Genomic DNA, 17,181 nt, shown 5'->3' with positions numbered 1-17,181 from the left:
GGGAGGCCTCTCCTACGGCAACGGCCCCCGCCGCGGGCGAGCGACGGGGGCCGGTCTTCGGGCCGGCCATGAGGGCCGGGGCGCGTCAGACGCCGGGGAGCTGCCCGCTCTTCACGGCGGCGACGAAGGACGACCAGGCCGGGGCTTCGAAGAAGAGCGCGGGGCCGTGGGGGTCCTTGCTGTCGCGGACGGGGACGAGGGCGGGGAAGTCGTCGGAGACCTCGATGCACTGACCGCCGTCGGAGTTGCTGTAGCTGGACTTGCGCCAAGTGGCGGTGCTCAGGAGGTCGTCGGAGACCTCGATGCACTCGCCGCCGTCCTGGTTGCTGTACGTGCTCTTGCGCCAGGTGACGGTGCTCAGGTCGATGACTCGCACGAGGCTTCCTCCAACATCTGCCTGATGAACTTCCGTGATTCAACCGGGGATAGGGCTAAGTCACGGACCAGATCGTAGCTGAGCTGGAGTCGTTCAACTGCTGCCGCTTCCTGGACAAGTTCGCCCGAATATCCGGTCTCCACCCATGCCACGGTGCGGCCATCCGGGAGTCGCAGGAACATGGTGTGTGTGTTCGTCAAGGCATGAAGCCCGGATTCCTGCCGTACGACTTGAATCGCGATGTTTCGCCGTTCTCCCATGTCCAGCAGGTGCTCAAGTTGCTCGCGCCACTCTTGGGCATCCTCCAACGGCGTGCGCAATACAGCCTCGGAAAGGACGGAGCGGAATCGTGGCGCATCGCCGCCGTCGAGCAACTGGCGGCGCCCCATGCGCGCTTCAACCTGTCGCGTCAGCTCTTCGCCGCTGAGGCCACCCACTGTGAGCAAGTCATGTGCGTAGACCTCTGTCTGGAGCAGACCAGGGAGGGCACTCACCGCGTAGTGCCACAAGCTCACAGCCTCGGCTTCCAGCGTCATGTAACGCCGGTACCGCTCGCGGAATTGAGTAGGATCCCCCGCCGCCAACTCCCACAGTGTCAGCAGAAGACCAGGCGTCCCGTAGTGCTGGTCCAGCGCCTGCGCGACCTCCGGGCTCCCGAGGGTTTGCCCGCCCTCCATCTTGCCGAAGAGCGACCAGTCCCAGCCCAGCACGTCGCCGAGCTGTCGCAGGCTGTCGCCCTTCTGCGCGCGCAGTAATCGGAGTTCTTCGACGAACCGTTGGCGCGGCTCCTGGCTCCGACCGGTGACCGCTCGCCTCGGCGGCATGGCGACCTCCTCCGTGGAAGGTGTGGAACTAACGGTGCGTGGCCGCGAAATACAGCCCGCAAGCGGCATTCGTGCCCTTTTCCGGGTCCATTCTCGTGAGGTCCGGAACACACACGGTAGTGGTGCTCCGGAGTCTCAGGCAGGGAAACGGCAGACGGGAGCGGCACATATGACGACGCAACGAGGGGCGGCGGGCGACACGATGAGCGAGGCCGAGGCGGCCTGCGAGGAACTGGCCGCCGCGCTGAAGCGGACCGGCATCGTGCTGCCGTCGCTGGCCGTCGACCCGGTGACGTACGGCTACGAACAGTCCCGTGTCCTGGTCGAGTTGGGGCGCTGCAATCTGGAGACGACGCGCAAGCTCATCGCGGTGCTCCAGCGGGCGGCCCGGTGAGCGCGGGTGCCCCGTACGTCTCCCCGGCGTGCCACGTCGGTACGCACACGAGGTGCACCAAGGGCACCCCCGGGCCCGTCGCCGCGGTCCCGGGCGTACGGCGCGAGGCGTGTGTCTGTCCCTGCCATGCGGGCGCCGGGCCCGGTCGTCACCAGCCCGCCGGGTCCGCTGCCGCCGCCGAGAAGACGCTCCCGTCCGGCGCCGCCGCGTAGACGCGGCCCCGCGGGCCGTCCACCAGCGGGGCCGGCAGGGATTCCACGAACCCGTTGTGGCGGCCGTGCATCCGGGGCGGTGTCTGGCCCAGCAGTTCGCCGGAGCGGGTGTCGACGGCGAGCAGCCGTCCGTCCGCCGCGGTGAAATACAGCCGGTTGCCGTTCACCACGGGTGCCGAGCCCCGGCTGACCGAGGTCTCGGTGTCCCACTTCCGCCCGCCGACGGCCTGCAGCGCGCCGCCCTCGGCCAGCAGGTATACCGATTCGCCGCGCACCACGGCGGACACCCCGTCCAGCGGCGCGGTCAGCTTGAGGCGCCGGGTGTGGCCGGTGGCCGGGTCGTAGCGGAGTACGGCGGTGGTGCGGTACGACAACGTCGGGTCGGTGACGGTCAGATAGAGCGTTCCGGAGGCGCCGGTTCCGGCCAGGGCGAGCGTGCCGGGCAGCCGCCGGGTCGAGCGGACCCTGCCGTCGGCCGGGTCGATGGCGGTGACCTGGGTGCCGGTTCCGTCGGGGGTGCCCTCGGCCGCGTAGGCGGTGCGCGGATCGCCGTACGCCGTGAAGGCGGGCAGCGCATGGCCGGGGAAGCGCTTGTGCCAGCGCTGCTTGTGGGTCGCGCTGTCCAGCGCGGTGACCGTGCCGTCCGCCGCCGTCATCAGCACCTGGTCGCCGACGATCCGGGCCCCGCCCTCGTAGCCGGAGACGTCCTTGCTCCAGCGGGTGGCGCCCTTGCCGTCGGCCGACGGGTCCAGTGCCGTCAGCCGGCCGGCGTCGGCGGAGAAGACGTACAGCAGGCCGCCGGAGAGCGCCGGCGGGGTCGGTGAGGCGGCGTACTTGAGGGAGTTCTTGCCGGTGGAGCCGTCGTCCGTGTGCCGCCATGCGACCCGGCCGGTGCCCGGGTCCAGCCGGGCGGCCAGTACGCCGTGCTGGCCGCAGAAGACGGCGCCGGAGCCGGTGGTGCAGAACGGCAGCTCGGCGGCGTATCCCTTGGGGCGCTTGGTGAGCGTGGTGTGCCAGGGGCGGAAGTCGGCCTGGTCGGCGCGCGACGGACGGATCTGCAGCGCGGGGTCCTGCCCGTCGTCCGCCGGGGTCAGCGCCTGGATGCCCGCGAACGTTCCGGCTCCGGTCACCACCAGCGCGAGAGCGGCCCACAGGGGCCAGCGGCGGGGGCGGCCGGAGCGGGCGGGGCGGTGGGGGGCGTCGGGGCGTCCGGGATCGGGGCTGTGTCCGGCGTCGGAGGTGTCTCCGGGGCCGGTGGGGCTCTCGGCCGGCGCGGGCACGCGGACATGCGTCGTCTCGGCGCGCGGGGGCGCGGCCGCGGCCCGTACGGGCCGCCGCTGTTCCGGTATCCGTACGTCCGGCAACGCGCTGCCGGACGACGCGGGGTCCGTCCTCGCAGCACCGAGCGGTGCGCCGAACGCCGCGCCCAGCGGCTCGCCGTCCGGGGCATCCGTCCGCAGCAGCTCCATCAGCGCATCCGGCGTCGGCCGGTCCGCGGGATTCTTCGCCAGACAGCTTTCGATCAGCGGCGCCAACTCCTCCGGCACGCCCGCCAGATCGGCCTCGTCGTGCACCACCTGATAGGCGACGACATACGGGCTCTCCGAATCGAAGGGCCCGCTTCCGGTGGCGGCGTGCACCAGCACCGAACCCAGCGCGAAGACATCCGCAGCCGGTCCGACCTCACGCGGCCGCTGGAACTGTTCGGGCGCCATGAAGGGCGGCGTACCGATCAATTTGCCGGTCTCGGTGCGCATTTCGCTGTCGGACGGCCGGGAGATACCGAAGTCGATGACTTTCGGTCCGTCGGCGGCCAGCAGCACATTTCCCGGCTTGAGATCGCGGTGCACGACCCCCGCCCGGTGAATGTCACGCAACGCCTCGGCGAGTCCGGAGGCCAGTCTGCGGACTTCCGCGGGCGCCAGCGGCCCCTTCCGCTTCACATGGTCGGAGAGGGTCGGGCCGGGAATGTGGAGGGTCGCCATCCAGGGGCGTACGGCGTCCGGGTCGGCGTCGACGACGGGCGCCGTGAAGGCCCCGCTGACCCGCCGCGCGGCCGCCACCTCCTGCCGGAACCGCCCGCGGAACTCAGGGTCCTGGGCGAATTCGGCATGGATGACCTTGACCGCGAGTACCAGCCCGGAGGACGAGCGCGCCAGATGGACCACGCCCATTCCGCCGGAGCCGAGCCGCGCCTCCAGGCGGTATTGCCCGGCGTACTCCGGATGCTCCGCTTCCGGGCCGACCCCGGGGTCGCGCAGCGATGGCATGGTTCCACCCCCGTGTCGTTCCCTTGCCATTCGGTCGCAGGTGCGACGCGCGGAGCCTAGTCGATGGCGCGTACGACATGAACGAGGCTTGCTAGCGTGCGCGTTGCGAAACCGAAGCGCGTCTCCGGACGCGCATCGTCGGGAGCTCCTTCAGGAGCTTCTTCACGGGCTCTTTCATGAGCTCTTTCATGAGCTTGATCAACGGGGGAAAACGAAATGACGACTCAGGACCAACAGGGCGCCGTGGAACAGGCCGGCGACCAGGTGCTCGCCGCCGCGGCCGGCGGTCTCACCTATCCCGTCGCACCCGGCTACCGCCTCAAGGTCCGCCAGGGCCCCGGCACCAACTACCCGGTCGTGCGCCAGCTGGGCGAGGGTGCCCGGATCCAGATCCGCTGCCAGCGGCACGGCCAGTCGGTGAGCGGCCCGTACGGCACCTCGGACATCTGGGACAACATCGCGCCCGGCCAGTACGTCGCCGATGCGTACGTCCGGACGGGCAGCAGCGGCATGGTCGCGCCGCGCTGCATGACCTGAGGCGCGGGGCCGCACGGCCGCGGAGCCGCGGTGCGGCACGGCTGTGGGACCGCGGTTGCGGGACCGGTTGCGGGTCCGGCTGTGCGACCCGGCTGTGGAGCCGCGGCTCCGCACGGCTGGCGTATTGCGGCTCCGGGGTATTGCGGCACCGCTGGTCGCTCCGGCGCCGGGTCGCCGGGGCGCCGGGCCCGCCGGGGATAATCGCTGCCATGAGCGATGAGCAGAAGCCCTCCGGCGGTCCGGAGTCCGGCGGCCCGGAGTCTGGCGGCCGGGCGCCCGCCGATGCCGGGCCCGGCGGCCCGGAACCGGAGGAGATCCGGTTCTTCGGCACCACCTGGGTCCACCACGACGGCGGCTACGGCCTGCGCCGGGCCGGCGTCGCGGTGGGCTCGCTCGCGCTCGCCGCGGCCGGCGCGGTCGTCCTGCGCTTTGCGTTCCAGGGCCTGGAGATCGCCGCCGTCGGCCCGTTCGTCGGCATCCTCGTCGTCGCGGGCTTCGCCATCTGCAGCGCGCTGGCCTTCCGCCGCACCTGGGACGGCTTCGTGCGCCGCCCCGATCCGGCCGCCCGGAGCGCGGCCGACAAGTCCTCCCAGGGCCTGATGCTGATCGGCTTCATCGGCTCGCTGCTCGCCTACTTCTGCCGCAGCCTCGTCGAGGCCCCGGGGGAGAAGCTGCACCGCGCCGAGCACACCGCGGCCCGCGAGCGGTACGAACGCCGTCGTGGCGCCCGTACCGGCAACCCGGCAGCCAAGAAGTCCCGGCCCAAGAAGCGCCGCTGACGAACGGTTCGTGCCGCGGCCGTGTTCCGGACCGACCAGGTCCGCAAAAAACCTGTTCCGACTTTTTCGCCGGTCCCCGCGCGCGCTCGGTGCCGTTGGCAGGATGAGCCGTATGCCGCACCGAATCCCTCAGGAGCAACTGCCCCCGGCGCCCCAGCCCTTACCGCTCTCCCCGGTACCGGACCACGCCACCCTCGCCCGGTCGTTCGACGCGGTGGCCGCCCAGTACGCCGCCGCCCGCCCCGGCTATCCGCCGGCCCTCTTCGACGCGATCGAGGAGCTTGCCGGGCAGCCGCTGGCCGGGGCGCGGGTGCTGGACGTCGGAGCCGGGACCGGTATCGCGACCGGGCTGCTCACCGGGCGCGGGGCCCAGGTCACCGCCGTGGAGCCGGGTCCCGGCATGGCCGCCGAACTGCGCGCCGCCCACCCCGGCACCCCGCTCGTCCGCGCCCTGGGCGACGCACTGCCGTTCCCGGACGACGCGGGCTTCGACCTCGTCGGCTACGCACAGGCCTGGCACTGGACCGATCCGGCCCGCTCCGTCCCCGAGGCGATGCGGGTGTTACGGCCCGGCGGTGCGCTCGCACTGTGGTGGAACATCCCCGACCCGGACGTCGACTGGGCCGCCGAACAGGAGGCCCGGATCGCCCGCCGGCTGCCCGAGTACCACGGCCACGGGGTCTCGCCGGAGGCCCCCGACCTGATCCGCGGCCTCGGCCTCGGCCTGGATCCCGCCCTCCGGGTCCTGCACTGGACGCGGCGGGTCCCCCTCGACACCCATCTCGCGATGCTGGGCAGCCGCTCGTACTTCTCCGCCATCGGCCCGGCAGCCGCGGCCCCCGCCCTGGAGGCCGAGCGGACGGCCCTGCTGGAGATCTTCCCCGACGGCATCGTCGAGGAGGCCTATGCGCTCGACCTGACTGTCACACTCCGGCCGCCTGCCTCGTCGTAAGGGTCGTAAGGGCGGAAGCCCCGGCGCGAAGGCCGGTGCCTCGTCGTGATCGGCGGACGGCTCGTCGTCTTCGGCGGACGCCGCATGCCGTCAGGGCGGGCGCCTCATGCCGTCAGGGCGAAGGGCCGGATGGCCGGACGGCCGGGAACGGAAGCGGAGGAGCGGGCGATGGCGCAGACGGAGACGGAGACGGAGACAGGGACAGGGAAAGGGACGGCGACGGAGCCGGAGACGGAGACAGGGACAGGGACGGCGACGGAGCCGGAGACGGGTACGGGCGGACGGAAGGGCGCGCCGGACACCGACCGGCTCGCGCAGTTCGAGGAGCAGCGCGGGCGGCTGTGGGCCATCGCCTACCGGATCATGGGCACGGTCACCGACGCCGATGACGCCGTACAGGAGGCCTGGCTGCGCTGGCAGGCGCTGCCCGACGAGCCGCCGGTGGCCAGCCCGCGCGGCTTTCTCACCACCGTGGTGAGCCGCATCTGTTATGACCTGCTGGGCTCGGCCCGCGCCCGCCGCGAGACCTACGTCGGGCCCTGGCTGCCGGAGCCGCTGCTCGACGGCGCCAGGGGTCCGGTGCCGGTCGGCACGGCGGGCCACCAGGCTCCCGGCGGCCCCGAGGACCGGATCACCCTCGACGAATCCGTCGGGATGGCGCTGCTCACCGTCCTGGAGCGGCTCACCCCGGCCGAGCGCACCGCCTTCATCCTCCACGACGTCTTCGCGGTCCCCTTCCCGGAGGTCGCCGAGGCGGTCGGCCGCACCCCGGAATCCGTACGGCAATTGGCCTCCCGCGCCCGCAAGCGGGTACGGGCCGAGGCGCCGCGCCGTACCGTCGACCGCGCGGAGCACCGCCGCACCGTAGAGGCGTTCCTGTCCGCCGTCATGGGCGGCGATCTCGACGCGCTGCTGTCCGTCCTCGACCCGGAGATCGTCTGGCGTTCGGACGGCGGCGGCAAGGTGAGCGCCGCCCGCCGGCCGGTGCTCGGACGCGAGAAGGTCGCCCGCTATGTGCGGGGTCTGGTCACCCGCGGCACCCAACGGGAGGGTCTGCGGGTCGCGTTGACGGAGGTCAACGGAGCCACCGGGCTGGTCTTCGTCGACCCGGCGGGCGAGCAGTCCGGGGTGTTCGCCTTCACCGTCCACGCCGGGCGGATCACGGAGGTGGACGCCGTCATCAACCCCGACAAGCTCGGCCACCTCGACCTCGACCGGCTGTAGGGCGGCGGCCGGGCGGCCGGCGGGCCGGGGCGCGAACCGGCCGCCCGGCCCGCTGTCACACTTCGCCGCCCCGCGTCGTCCCCCTTCCGACGCCGCACCACCCGGCGCGGCGCCCCGAACCCAGGAGGCAGCATGAAGAGCGTGGCGAGGCAGCGGCTGCGGGTCGTGGTCCTCGGTGGCGGCTACGCGGGCACCATGGCCGCGCTGCGGCTCGCCCCGTATGCGCGGGTGACCCTGGTCGACCCCGGCGACCGGTTCACGGAACGGGTGCGCCTGCACGAACTGGCCGCCGGCCGCCCCGAAGTGGACCACTCCCGGGCCGCGATGCTGCGCGGCACCGGCATCGAGCATCTCGCCGCCCGTGCCACCGCCCTCGACCCGGGCGCCCGCGCCGTGCACACGGACTGCGGCCGCACCCTCCTCTACGACCGGCTGGTCTACGCCCTCGGCAGCCACACCGACCTGCGCGGGGCCGGGCACGCAGGAGCCGGCGACCGTGCGCCGTGGGAGCGGGCCTTCACCGCCGAGAGCGCCGCCGCCCTCCACAAGCGGCTGCGGGACGGCCCGGGGGCGCTGGCCGTGGTCGGCGGCGGGCTGACCGGCATCGAGATGGCCGCCGAGATCGCCGAGGCCCACCCCGGGTGGCAGGTCCGGCTGCTGACCGGAGGCGAGATCGGCGGCGGTCTGTCGGCCCGCGGCCGGGCCCATGTCCGTACCGTCCTCGGCCGGCTGCAGGTCCGCGTCGAGGAAGGCCGCCGGGTCGCCGGCGGGGACGCCGTGGACGCCGACGCCGTGCTGTGGACCGGCGCCATGGCCGCCGCCGGCGGTCTCGCGCGGGACGCGGGCCTGGACACCGACCCGGTCACCGGCCGGATCCTGGTCGATGCGGCGCTGCGCTCGGCCAGCCACCCCGACATCTATGCCGCGGGCGACGCGGCCGCGGCCCGCACGCCCCGCGCCGGGGCCCTGCGGATGTCCTGCGCCACCGCGCTGCCCACCGGTTCGCACGTGGCCGGCGCGATCATCGCCGAGTCCCGCGGCACCGAACCCCGCCCGCTGTCGTACGGGTTCTTCGTGCAGTGCGTGAGTCTGGGGCGGCACGACGGTCTGATCCAGTCGGTACGGGGCGACGACACCCCGCGCGAGCTGGTGCTGACGGGCCGTCCGGCCGCCCGGGTCAAGGAGCAGGTGGTCCGCAACGCCGTCCGGGTCCTGCGGCTGGCGGCCCGCCGGCCGGACGTCATCCCGCTCATCCCGGGCATCGGCTGAGGGGCGGCACCTGCCACCGAGGCACCTGCCACCGAGGCACCCGCCACCGAGGCACCCGCCACCCCTCCCGGTACGCGGGCCTGTCCGCTCCCCCTCCTGCTACGAGGAAACCCGGGCTCAGTACACCCGGTCCGGCTTCCCCTTGCCGTACAGCCACGCGTGGAACAGCCCGGTCAGATCCACGTCCGTGCGCGCCTGGCAGAAGGCGATGAATTCCCGCGAGTCGGCATTGGAGTAGCGGTACTTGGCGGGCCACTCCCTGAGGATCTTGAAGAAGGTCCTGTCGCCGACGGCGTTCCGCAGCTGCTGGAGCACCATCGCGCCCCGCGTGTAGACGGCCGTGCCGGTCACATTCTTCGGCTTGCCCGGATTACCCGGCGGGAAGGCCCAGACTTCCTTGTTCTTGGAGCGGTAGAGCGCATCGAACTGCTGCTGCGGGGTCTTGCCGCCCTTGTGCTCCGCCCACAGCCACTCCGCGTAGGTCGCGAAGCCCTCGTTGAGCCAGGTGTCCTTCCAGGTCTTCGGCGTCACCGAGTCGCCGAACCACTGGTGGGCCATCTCGTGCACCACGGTCGTGGTGTCCGGCGCCCCGGCGTAGACCGGCTTGGTCTGGGACTCCAGCGCCACCCAGGTGATCCGGGCCGGTGTGTGATCGACGATCGCGCCCGCGGAGGAGAAGGGGTAGGGGCCGAACAGCCCGCTCTCCCACTTCACGATCTCCGGCAGCCGCTCCAGCGGCTTCTTGCTCGCCTTGGCCTCCGCCGGGTCCACCGCGACATACAGCGGCAGCCCGTCGGGCGTACGGGACCTGTGGACATCGAATCTGCCGATGGAGGCGGTGGCGAGGTAACTGGCCATGGGCTGCCCGTTGTGCCACTCGAAGGTGGCCCGGCCCTTGGCCACCTTCTCCGACCGGTAGTCCCCGTTGGCGACAGCCGTATAGCCCTTCGGCACGGTGATCTTGAAGTCGTAGGTCGCCTTGTCCCCGGGGTGGTTGTTGCCGGGGTACCACGTCATGGACCCGGCGGGCTCGCCCGAGACGAACGCCCCGTCGGGGGTCTTGACCCACCCCTCCGTCGTACCGTCCGGATCCTTCAACTCCTGCGGCGTTCCCGCGTAGTCGACGGTCGTACGGAACTCGGCGCCCTTCCTGAGGCCCTCGACGGGCCGGACGATCAGCTTGTGCCCCTTACGGGAGAACGCGGCGTCCCTGCCGTCGACCCGTACGTGCGACACCCGCAGCCCCTGCAGATCGAGTTGGAAGGAGCGCAGGTCCTTGGTGGCCTCGGAGGTGATGTCGGCGGTCGCGTCGAGCCGCCTCTTCTTCACGTCGTAGTCGAGATCGAGCCCGTAGTGGCGCACCTGATAGCCGCCGTTGCCGAGCGCCGGGAAGAGCGGATCGCCCACCCCGCCGCTGCCCGCCGCCCCCTGGACGCCCACGGCGCCGCTCGCGCACGAGGAGAGCAGCAGGGCGACGGACAGGGCGGCGGTCGCGCCGCAGGAGCGGAAGGGCCGGCGATTCACAGCACTCCAAGGGTCGGCGGTCACAGGCATCCCGACCCTACGGTCATTTCCGCCGCAAACACCGGTCCCTTCCGCTCAGATCGCCTTACGGGGCGACAGAAGGGGCTTTCTGCCGGTTGGTCCCGTCCGGACCGCGCCGCTGTTCCTCCCAGCTGCCCAGCGCGGCCGCGCACGCGTGGTCGAGATGCCGCAGCCCGGACAGGTCCAGCTCGATCTCCCGGTCCTCGGGCAGCGCCTCCAACTGGTCGAGCAGTTTCGGCAGTCGCAGGAAGGTGGCATGGCCGAGGGCCCGTACGCGGATGGGGCGCCGGGGCCCCGGGGCGCCCGTTGCGCGGCCGGCCGTGGCGTCGCCGGCCGTGGTGTCTCCGGCCGTGGTGTCTCCGGCGGCGGGTGCCGCCGGCTCGTCCAGCCCGACGATCTCCAGGTGCACGTGCGAGGTCTCCCACGCCGACTTGGCGACGGCCATCAGCAGCCCCAGCAGCACCCCCTCGAACATGTTGGTGGCCACGATCGCCACCGCCGTCGCGGCGAGCACCACGGCCTCACCGCGATGCTCCCGCCACAGCGGACGCCACTGCTTCACCGGGAGCAACTTGCCGCCCGCGTGCACCAGTACGCCGGCCAGCGCCGCGACCGGCACCACGCCCAGCGCCGCCGGGAAGGCCACCGCGAAGACGAGCAGCCACACACCGTGCAGCACCCGCGAGGCCTTCGTCCGCGCCCCGGCGTGCACATTCGCGGCGCTACGGACGATCACCGCGGTCATCGGCAGCGCCCCCAGCAGCCCGCACACCGTGTTGCCCGCGCCCTGGGCCATCAGCTCCTTGTCGTAATCGGTCCGCGGCCCGTCGTGCAGCCGGTCCACCGCGGCCGCGCTGAACAGCGACTCCGCCGACGCGATCAGGGTGAACGCCAGGACGGTGCCCAGCGCACCGGCCACCGCCCCCGCCTCCGTCAGCCGCAGGAAGTCCGCGCCGCCCGGCGGCTGGACGACTTCCAGCAGGCCCGCCACCTCGACCCGGGCCACCGGCAGATCCAGCACGCACACCACGGCCGTTGACAGCGCCACCGCCACCAGCGGCGCCGGCACCACGCGCGCCGCCCGCCGCCACTTCGGCCACACCACCAGCAGCACGATGGTCCCCGCGCCCACCGCCAGCGCCGCGAGCGCGGCGCCGGACCCGGCGGTGTCCGCCGCGAGTTTCGGCAGCCCGCCCAGATTCGCCGGCCCGCTGCCCGGCGCCTTCGCGTCCGCCAGGGCGTACAGCTGCCCGGCGATCAGCACCAGCCCGATGCCGGCGAGCATCCCCTGGACGACCGCCACGGAGATGGCCCGGAACCAGCGCCCCAGCCGCAGCGCCCCCATGGCCAGCTGCAGCACCCCGGCGATCAGCACCAGCGCGCCCAGGGTGCCGAGCCCGTACTCCTGCACGGCCTCGTAGACCAGCACGGTCAGCCCGGCCGCCGGGCCGCTGACCTGGAGACTGCTGCCGGGCAGTAACCCGGTGAACAGCCCGCCGACGATCCCGGTGACCAGCCCCAGTTCGGCCGGCACCCCGGACGCCACGGCCACCCCGACGCACAACGGGACGGCGACGAGAAAGACCACGAGCGAGGCGGTGACATCGGCACGCCAGAGCGACAGCGCCTGCCGTGACGGTATGGACGGCCGGAACGAGCGGAGTCGGGCAACACGGGACCTACGCATGAGGATGCCTCCAGCGAGTGCGAGATGCGGTGGCGCACGGATACGCACGGGACGCACGGATACGCACGAGCGGACGCGGAGCGACGCGGGCAGCAAGCCGGAGACGGGCGGCCTGCGGCCGGCGCTCGTCTGCTGCCGCGCAGCGCCACGAGGCGCGCGCCATGAAGGGGGTGACGGCTGGATCCGTCGGATGCGCGGGCCGGGGGAGGCCCTTGGGGGCAGCTCTCAGCTCTCAGCAGCGGAAGACGAGGTGATGGACCGGCAGTTCGCCGGATCTCGACAGGGGGACCGCCTGCCGGCCGGTCAGCGGGACGGTCACGCTCAGCCCGCCCCCGGTGTGTACCGGGCCGGTGGTCGACACGGTCGTGACCGGTGGCGTCGGGGCGGAGACCGTGGCCGTGGAACGGCCACAACGGCGCGGCTGGCAGCGGTCGCCGCCGGATTCCGGGTGTTCCGAGGTGTCCGACGCCAACGACGCGGTGCCCGCGGAACCGGGCCGGACGGCGCCGTTCGCGGCCCGGGCGGCCGACGCGCTCTCTCCGTACGCGCCCTCGGCGAGGGCCGGCAGGGCCAGTACGACGGCCATGACGATCAACAGGAGCCGGCCGAGGCCGCCAACCCGGGTCTTCGCCATCGTCGCCCCTTCCGGCGCGGCTGGACAGGTCACCCCATTGTGTCCAAGCGGACACGCAGGACCGCAACTCGGTATGTAACCACCCTGTAAACGTGGAGTTATCGACCAGGGACGGCCGGTTCCCTTCACTCCGGCGCCCGCCGGTGCCCGCGCCGCCTCCTCATGCGCCGCCCTCGCACCCCACTCCGCCGCCTCGCCATCCCAACGGCCCATCGGCCCACACGGGCCGACTTCCCCGACTCCGCCCCCCTCCGTCCCGCTCGTCACCTCGCCATCCCTCTCGCCCCGCCCACCGCGTCCGTACGGGTTGACGGGCCATCCCGCCCGGAGCATTATTCATCGCATGATGAATTATGGCCGTGACCCCGCCGTCCACGCCCACGACCTCACCGTCGCCCGAGGCGGCCGCACCGTCCTCGACGCCCTCACCTTCGACGTGCCCCGCGGCCGGATCACCGGCCTCCTCGGCCCCTCCGGCTGCGGCAAATCCACCCTGATGCGCGCCGTCGTCGGCACCCAGGCCAAGGTCACCGGCACCCTCGACGTCCTCGGCCACCCCGCGGGCGACCCCCGGCTGCGCCCCCGCATCGGCTATGTCACCCAGGACCCGTCCGTATACGACGACCTCACCGTCCGCCAGAACCTCGACTACTTCGCCGCCGTCCTGCACCCCGGCCGGGCCGCCCGCGCCCGGCGCCGCGAGAGCGTCACCCGCGTCATCGAGGACGTCGACCTCACCGGCCGCGCCGACGCCCTCGCCGGCAACCTCTCCGGCGGCCAGCGCAGCCGGGTCTCCCTGGCGGTGGCCTTGCTCGGCGCCCCGGAACTCCTCGTCCTCGACGAACCCACCGTCGGCCTGGACCCCGTCCTCCGCCGCGACCTGTGGCACCTCTTCCACACCCTCGCCACCGACCGCGGCGCCACCCTCCTCGTCTCCTCGCACGTCATGGACGAGGCCGAGCGCTGCCACCGGCTGCTCCTGATGCGCGAGGGCCGCATCCTCGCCGACGGCGCACCCGACGCGCTCCGTGACCGCACCGGCTCCGCCACCGTCGAGGCCGCCTTCCTCCATCTGGTCGACGAGGCCAGGTCCGCGGGCCGACCGCCGGCCCCCGGCACCGCCACCCCCAAGGAGTCAGCGCGATGACCACCGCACCCCTCCCCGCCGGCGCGCCGCACTCCGCCACCGCCCCCTTCTCCCCGTCCCGCACCCTGGCCACCGCCGCCCGGGTCCTGCGCCAGCTGCGCCACGACCCGCGCACCATCGCGATGATGCTCGTCGTCCCGTGCGTGATGATCGCCCTGCTGCGCTACGTCTTCGACGCCCGCCCGGAGACCTTCAACAGCATCGGCGCCTCGCTCCTCGGCATCTTCCCGATGATCACGATGTTCCTGGTGACCTCCATCGCCACCCTGCGCGAACGCACCTCGGGAACCCTGGAACGCCTGCTCGCCATGCCCCTCGGCAAGGCCGACCTGATCAGCGGCTACGCCCTGGCCTTCGGCCTGCTGGCGATCGTCCAGTCGGCCCTCGCCACGGCCCTGTCCGTCTGGGTCCTCGGCCTCGACATCATCGGCTCCCCCTGGCTGCTGCTGCTCGTCGCCGTCCTGGACGCCCTCCTCGGCACCGCCCTCGGCCTGTTCGTCTCGGCCTTCGCCGCCTCCGAATTCCAGGCCGTCCAGTTCATGCCCGCCGTCCTGATGCCCCAGCTGCTGCTCTGCGGCCTGTTCACCCCACGCGACACCATGCAGCCGGCCCTGGAAGCGATCTCCGACGTCCTCCCGATGTCCTACGCCGTCGACGGCATGAACGAGGTCCTCAAACACCCCGACATCACCGGCGACTTCCTCCGCGACGCGGTCATCGTCAGCGGCTGCGCCCTCCTCGTCCTCGCCGTCGGCGCCGCCACCCTCCGCCGCCGTACGGCCTGACACCGTCCCGGCCCTCGATACGCCCCGGCACCTCGCGCCCCCAGGTGCGAGGATGACGGGACAACCGACCAGGCACGCACCACGGCGAGGTGAACCGCAGCATGACCCAGAAGGTCGCCGTACTCGGCACCGGCAAAATCGGCGAAGCCCTGCTCAGCGGAATGATCCGAGGCGGCTGGGCGCCCTCCGACCTCCTGGTCACCGCCCGCCGCCGGGAACGTGCCGAGCAGCTGCACGCCCGCTACGGCGTCGAAGTGGTCAGCAACGCCGAGGCCGCCAAGTCCGCCGACACCCTCATCCTCACCGTCAAGCCCCAGGACATGGGCACCCTCCTGGTCGAGCTGGCCCCGCACGTCCCCACCGACCGCCTGGTCATCAGCGGCGCCGCCGGCATCCCCACCTCCTACTTCGAGGAGCGCCTGGCCGCCGGCACCCCGGTCGTACGGGTCATGACGAACACCCCCGCCCTCGTCGACGAGGCGATGTCCGTCATCTCCGCCGGCACCCACGCCACCGGCGCCCACCTCACCCGCGCCGAGGAGATCTTCTCCGGCGTCGGCAAGACCCTCCGCGTCCCGGAGTCCCAGCAGGACGCCTGCACCGCGCTCTCCGGCTCGGGCCCGGCGTACTTCTACTTCCTCGTCGAGGCCATGACCGACGCCGGCATCCTCCTCGGCCTGCCCCGCGACAAGGCCCACGACCTCATCGTCCAGGCCGCCATCGGCGCCGCGGTGATGCTCCGCGACAGCGGCGAACACCCCGTCAAGCTCCGCGAGAACGTCACGTCCCCGGCCGGGACCACCATCAACGCCATCCGCGAACTCGAAAACCACGGCGTACGCGCCGCCCTGATCGCCGCGCTGGAGGCCGCCCGCGACCGCAGCCGCGAACTGGCCTCGGGCAAGGGCTGACACCGCCGACGCGAGGCACGGCCGACGCCGGACGCCGACGACGCCGACGCCGACGCGAGAAGGGGCCCGCCCTCGCGACGGGCCCCTTCCCCTCAAGACCGGGGGACCGGGGGAGGGGCCCCGACGAGCCACCCCCCCCAGCCCCTCACTTCATGGGCCGCAACCCCACCGCCTCGAACGCCGCGTCCACCCGCGGCTTGGCCAGCCCCCGGGCCCGCTCGGCCCCCGCCAGCAGGACGGCATCGACATACCCGGGGTCCGCCGCCAGCTCCGCATGCCGTGCCCGCACCGGCCGGAACATCTCCACCACGGCCTCCGCCACATCCTTCTTCAACGCGCCGCACGAGTCGTACTCCCCGGCCAGCCGCTGCGGATCACCGCCCGCACACGCGGCCAGCACCTCCAGCAAATTCGCCACACCCGGACGCTGCTCCGGCTCGTACGCGACATCCGGCCCCGAATCCGTCACCGCCCGCATCACCTTCTTCCGCACGGCGTCGGGCTCGTCCAGCACATAGACGGTCCCCGCGGTCCGGGCATGCGACTTCCCCATCTTCGACGTCGGCTCCTGCAGATCCATCACCCGCGCCGCCACCGCCGGAAGCGTGGCCCGGGGCACCACGAACGTCGCCCCGTACCGCTGGTTGAACCGCACCGCCAGATCCCGCGCCAGCTCCAGATGCTGCGCCTGATCGCCCCCGACCGGCACCTCATGGGTTCCGTACGCCAGGATGTCCGCCGCCATCAGCGCCGGATACGTCAGCAACGACAGCCGCACACTCCCGCCGCGCGCCTGCACGGCCGCGGCCTTCTCCTTGTACTGGACCATGCGCCGCATCTCCCCGTCGGAGGCGGTGCACTCCATCAGATACGACAGCCGCAGATGTTCATCGACCTGGCTCTGCACGAAAACCGTGCAGAGCTCCGGATCCAGCCCCGCGGCCAGCAGCAACGTCGCGGCCTGCCGACTGAGCCGCCGCACCCGCGCCGGATCGTGCTCCACGGTCAGCGCATGCAGATCCACCACACAGAAAAGCGCATCCGCACGATGCTGATCCGTCACGACCCACCGCCGCATCGCCCCGAGGTAGTTCCCCAGCGTCAGATGCCCCGTCGGCTGCACCCCACTGAAGATCCGCGTACGCGCCCCGACCGCCGTCGCCATCTCGTTCATTCTTCTTCTCTCCCGAGCTCCTGCACTCCGCTGAGTGCGTGCCGAGACCGCCGGCCTCGCCGGCCGGCTGCGAGAGGGAGATACGCGAACGGCCGCCGAAGCGGCGGCCGTGGTCATGCATGCGCTGCTGGTCGGCCGCCGTCAGGCGAGCCACCACTGCTGTACGAGCGCATGCGTAGTCATGCGCTCAAAGTACCCCGTCGGCCCATGCCGGGCACGGGTTTGAACAACCCCAACCCCTCGTGTAGTGTCCTCCGGGTTGCCACGGAGCCGACAGGAACCGGGCAGCCATCCGCCGCTTCGCGGCACCCCACTACTGCACGGCCCCTCACCGGGACTGATTTCGGTATGCCGAAATTCGGACCATGACGTGATTATGCGTCAACGAGGAATTCCGCTAAAGTAGTGATCACGCCGAAAGGCGCGGCAGATCAAATAGCCGCACCACGGCGGACCCCCTC

16 protein-coding genes are annotated in these 17,181 nt (G+C 72.4%); 9 read left to right on the top strand and 7 right to left on the bottom strand.

What is annotated here, in order from left to right:
- Positions 1-85: 85 nt before the first annotated feature.
- Positions 86-376, bottom strand: a complete 291-nt coding sequence (locus ACWGI6_RS34765) for a DUF397 domain-containing protein (protein WP_453271199.1) — start codon at positions 374-376, stop codon at positions 86-88.
- Positions 358-1,200, bottom strand: coding sequence for a helix-turn-helix domain-containing protein (locus tag ACWGI6_RS34760; protein ID WP_453271198.1), 843 nt, complete (start codon positions 1,198-1,200; stop codon positions 358-360). The genes ACWGI6_RS34765 and ACWGI6_RS34760 overlap by 19 nt, the downstream gene beginning before the upstream one ends.
- 169 nt (positions 1,201-1,369) lie before the next feature.
- Here ACWGI6_RS34760 and ACWGI6_RS34755 point away from each other — a divergent pair, with 169 nt between their 5' ends.
- Entirely contained in the window at positions 1,370-1,594 is a 225-nt protein-coding gene (locus tag ACWGI6_RS34755; protein ID WP_453271197.1) for a hypothetical protein, read from the top strand.
- A gap of 148 nt (positions 1,595-1,742) precedes the next feature.
- On the opposite strand, the gene ACWGI6_RS34750 is transcribed toward ACWGI6_RS34755, so the two are convergent.
- Entirely contained in the window at positions 1,743-4,076 is a 2,334-nt protein-coding gene (locus tag ACWGI6_RS34750) for a serine/threonine-protein kinase (protein ID WP_453271196.1), read from the bottom strand.
- A gap of 216 nt (positions 4,077-4,292) precedes the next feature.
- Here ACWGI6_RS34750 and ACWGI6_RS34745 point away from each other — a divergent pair, with 216 nt between their 5' ends.
- The 5 genes from ACWGI6_RS34745 (at position 4,293) to ACWGI6_RS34725 (ending at position 8,837) form a co-directional block, all read left to right on the top strand.
- Positions 4,293-4,613 (top strand): peptidase, encoded by a 321-nt coding sequence (locus ACWGI6_RS34745; protein ID WP_453271195.1) that lies wholly within the window; start codon positions 4,293-4,295, stop codon positions 4,611-4,613.
- Between the two features lie 209 nt (positions 4,614-4,822).
- Positions 4,823-5,392: a hypothetical protein gene (locus tag ACWGI6_RS34740; protein WP_453271194.1), complete on the top strand. Its 570-nt coding sequence runs from the start codon at positions 4,823-4,825 to the stop codon at positions 5,390-5,392.
- 112 nt (positions 5,393-5,504) lie between these two features.
- Complete coding sequence (locus tag ACWGI6_RS34735; RefSeq protein WP_453271193.1) at positions 5,505-6,344, top strand: class I SAM-dependent methyltransferase; 840 nt, start codon at positions 5,505-5,507, stop codon at positions 6,342-6,344.
- A gap of 168 nt (positions 6,345-6,512) precedes the next feature.
- A complete protein-coding gene (gene sigJ / locus ACWGI6_RS34730; RefSeq protein WP_453271192.1) occupies positions 6,513-7,568 on the top strand; it encodes an RNA polymerase sigma factor SigJ in 1,056 nt (351 codons plus the stop codon).
- A gap of 132 nt (positions 7,569-7,700) precedes the next feature.
- Entirely contained in the window at positions 7,701-8,837 is a 1,137-nt protein-coding gene (locus ACWGI6_RS34725) for an NAD(P)/FAD-dependent oxidoreductase (protein WP_453271191.1), read from the top strand.
- 117 nt (positions 8,838-8,954) lie between these two features.
- Here the strand turns inward: ACWGI6_RS34725 and ACWGI6_RS34720 are convergent, their stop codons facing one another.
- The 3 genes from ACWGI6_RS34720 to ACWGI6_RS34710 all read right to left on the bottom strand — a co-directional run bounded on the left by ACWGI6_RS34720 (position 8,955) and on the right by ACWGI6_RS34710 (position 12,703).
- Positions 8,955-10,391 (bottom strand): M1 family metallopeptidase, encoded by a 1,437-nt coding sequence (locus tag ACWGI6_RS34720; protein WP_453271190.1) that lies wholly within the window; start codon positions 10,389-10,391, stop codon positions 8,955-8,957.
- Between the two features lie 55 nt (positions 10,392-10,446).
- Positions 10,447-12,069 carry a SulP family inorganic anion transporter gene (locus ACWGI6_RS34715; RefSeq protein ID WP_453271189.1) on the bottom strand — a complete coding sequence of 541 codons (1,623 nt, stop codon included), beginning with the start codon at positions 12,067-12,069 and terminating at the stop codon, positions 10,447-10,449.
- A 232-nt stretch (positions 12,070-12,301) separates the two neighbouring features.
- Positions 12,302-12,703 (bottom strand): hypothetical protein, encoded by a 402-nt coding sequence (locus ACWGI6_RS34710; protein ID WP_453271188.1) that lies wholly within the window; start codon positions 12,701-12,703, stop codon positions 12,302-12,304.
- A gap of 343 nt (positions 12,704-13,046) precedes the next feature.
- Here ACWGI6_RS34710 and ACWGI6_RS34705 point away from each other — a divergent pair, with 343 nt between their 5' ends.
- From ACWGI6_RS34705 to proC, 3 genes are all read left to right on the top strand, one after another.
- The gene (locus ACWGI6_RS34705) at positions 13,047-13,850 is read left to right on the top strand and encodes an ABC transporter ATP-binding protein (RefSeq protein ID WP_453271187.1); all 804 of its coding nucleotides are present in this window, start codon (positions 13,047-13,049) and stop codon (positions 13,848-13,850) included.
- A complete protein-coding gene (locus ACWGI6_RS34700) occupies positions 13,847-14,635 on the top strand; it encodes an ABC transporter permease (RefSeq protein ID WP_453271186.1) in 789 nt (262 codons plus the stop codon). Before ACWGI6_RS34705 ends, ACWGI6_RS34700 begins: the two co-directional genes overlap by 4 nt.
- Before the next feature lie 101 nt (positions 14,636-14,736).
- A complete protein-coding gene (gene proC, locus ACWGI6_RS34695; RefSeq protein ID WP_393909131.1) occupies positions 14,737-15,546 on the top strand; it encodes a pyrroline-5-carboxylate reductase in 810 nt (269 codons plus the stop codon).
- A gap of 145 nt (positions 15,547-15,691) precedes the next feature.
- Here the strand turns inward: proC and trpS are convergent, their stop codons facing one another.
- The gene (trpS, locus tag ACWGI6_RS34690) at positions 15,692-16,711 is read right to left on the bottom strand and encodes a tryptophan--tRNA ligase (protein ID WP_453271185.1); all 1,020 of its coding nucleotides are present in this window, start codon (positions 16,709-16,711) and stop codon (positions 15,692-15,694) included.
- Between the last annotated feature and the right edge of the window lie 470 nt (positions 16,712-17,181).

This window comes from Streptomyces sp. NPDC054786 (genome assembly GCF_053611685.1).
The sequence above is the reverse complement of the archived record's forward strand: the minus strand, read 5'-3'. Positions and strand labels throughout refer to the sequence as shown.

Coding starts and splice junctions, on each gene's coding strand:
- ACWGI6_RS34760 (WP_453271198.1), bottom strand. CDS start 1,200: ATGCCGCCGAGGCGAGCGGTCACCGGTCGGAGCCAGGAGCCGCGCCAA.
- ACWGI6_RS34755 (WP_453271197.1), top strand. CDS start 1,370: ATGACGACGCAACGAGGGGCGGCGGGCGACACGATGAGCGAGGCCGAG.
- ACWGI6_RS34750 (WP_453271196.1), bottom strand. CDS start 4,076: ATGCCATCGCTGCGCGACCCCGGGGTCGGCCCGGAAGCGGAGCATCCG.
- ACWGI6_RS34745 (WP_453271195.1), top strand. CDS start 4,293: ATGACGACTCAGGACCAACAGGGCGCCGTGGAACAGGCCGGCGACCAG.
- ACWGI6_RS34740 (WP_453271194.1), top strand. CDS start 4,823: ATGAGCGATGAGCAGAAGCCCTCCGGCGGTCCGGAGTCCGGCGGCCCG.
- ACWGI6_RS34735 (WP_453271193.1), top strand. CDS start 5,505: ATGCCGCACCGAATCCCTCAGGAGCAACTGCCCCCGGCGCCCCAGCCC.
- sigJ (WP_453271192.1), top strand. CDS start 6,513: ATGGCGCAGACGGAGACGGAGACGGAGACAGGGACAGGGAAAGGGACG.
- ACWGI6_RS34725 (WP_453271191.1), top strand. CDS start 7,701: ATGAAGAGCGTGGCGAGGCAGCGGCTGCGGGTCGTGGTCCTCGGTGGC.
- ACWGI6_RS34720 (WP_453271190.1), bottom strand. CDS start 10,391: ATGCCTGTGACCGCCGACCCTTGGAGTGCTGTGAATCGCCGGCCCTTC.
- ACWGI6_RS34715 (WP_453271189.1), bottom strand. CDS start 12,069: ATGCGTAGGTCCCGTGTTGCCCGACTCCGCTCGTTCCGGCCGTCCATA.
- ACWGI6_RS34710 (WP_453271188.1), bottom strand. CDS start 12,703: ATGGCGAAGACCCGGGTTGGCGGCCTCGGCCGGCTCCTGTTGATCGTC.
- ACWGI6_RS34705 (WP_453271187.1), top strand. CDS start 13,047: ATGATGAATTATGGCCGTGACCCCGCCGTCCACGCCCACGACCTCACC.
- ACWGI6_RS34700 (WP_453271186.1), top strand. CDS start 13,847: ATGACCACCGCACCCCTCCCCGCCGGCGCGCCGCACTCCGCCACCGCC.
- proC (WP_393909131.1), top strand. CDS start 14,737: ATGACCCAGAAGGTCGCCGTACTCGGCACCGGCAAAATCGGCGAAGCC.
- trpS (WP_453271185.1), bottom strand. CDS start 16,711: ATGGCGACGGCGGTCGGGGCGCGTACGCGGATCTTCAGTGGGGTGCAG.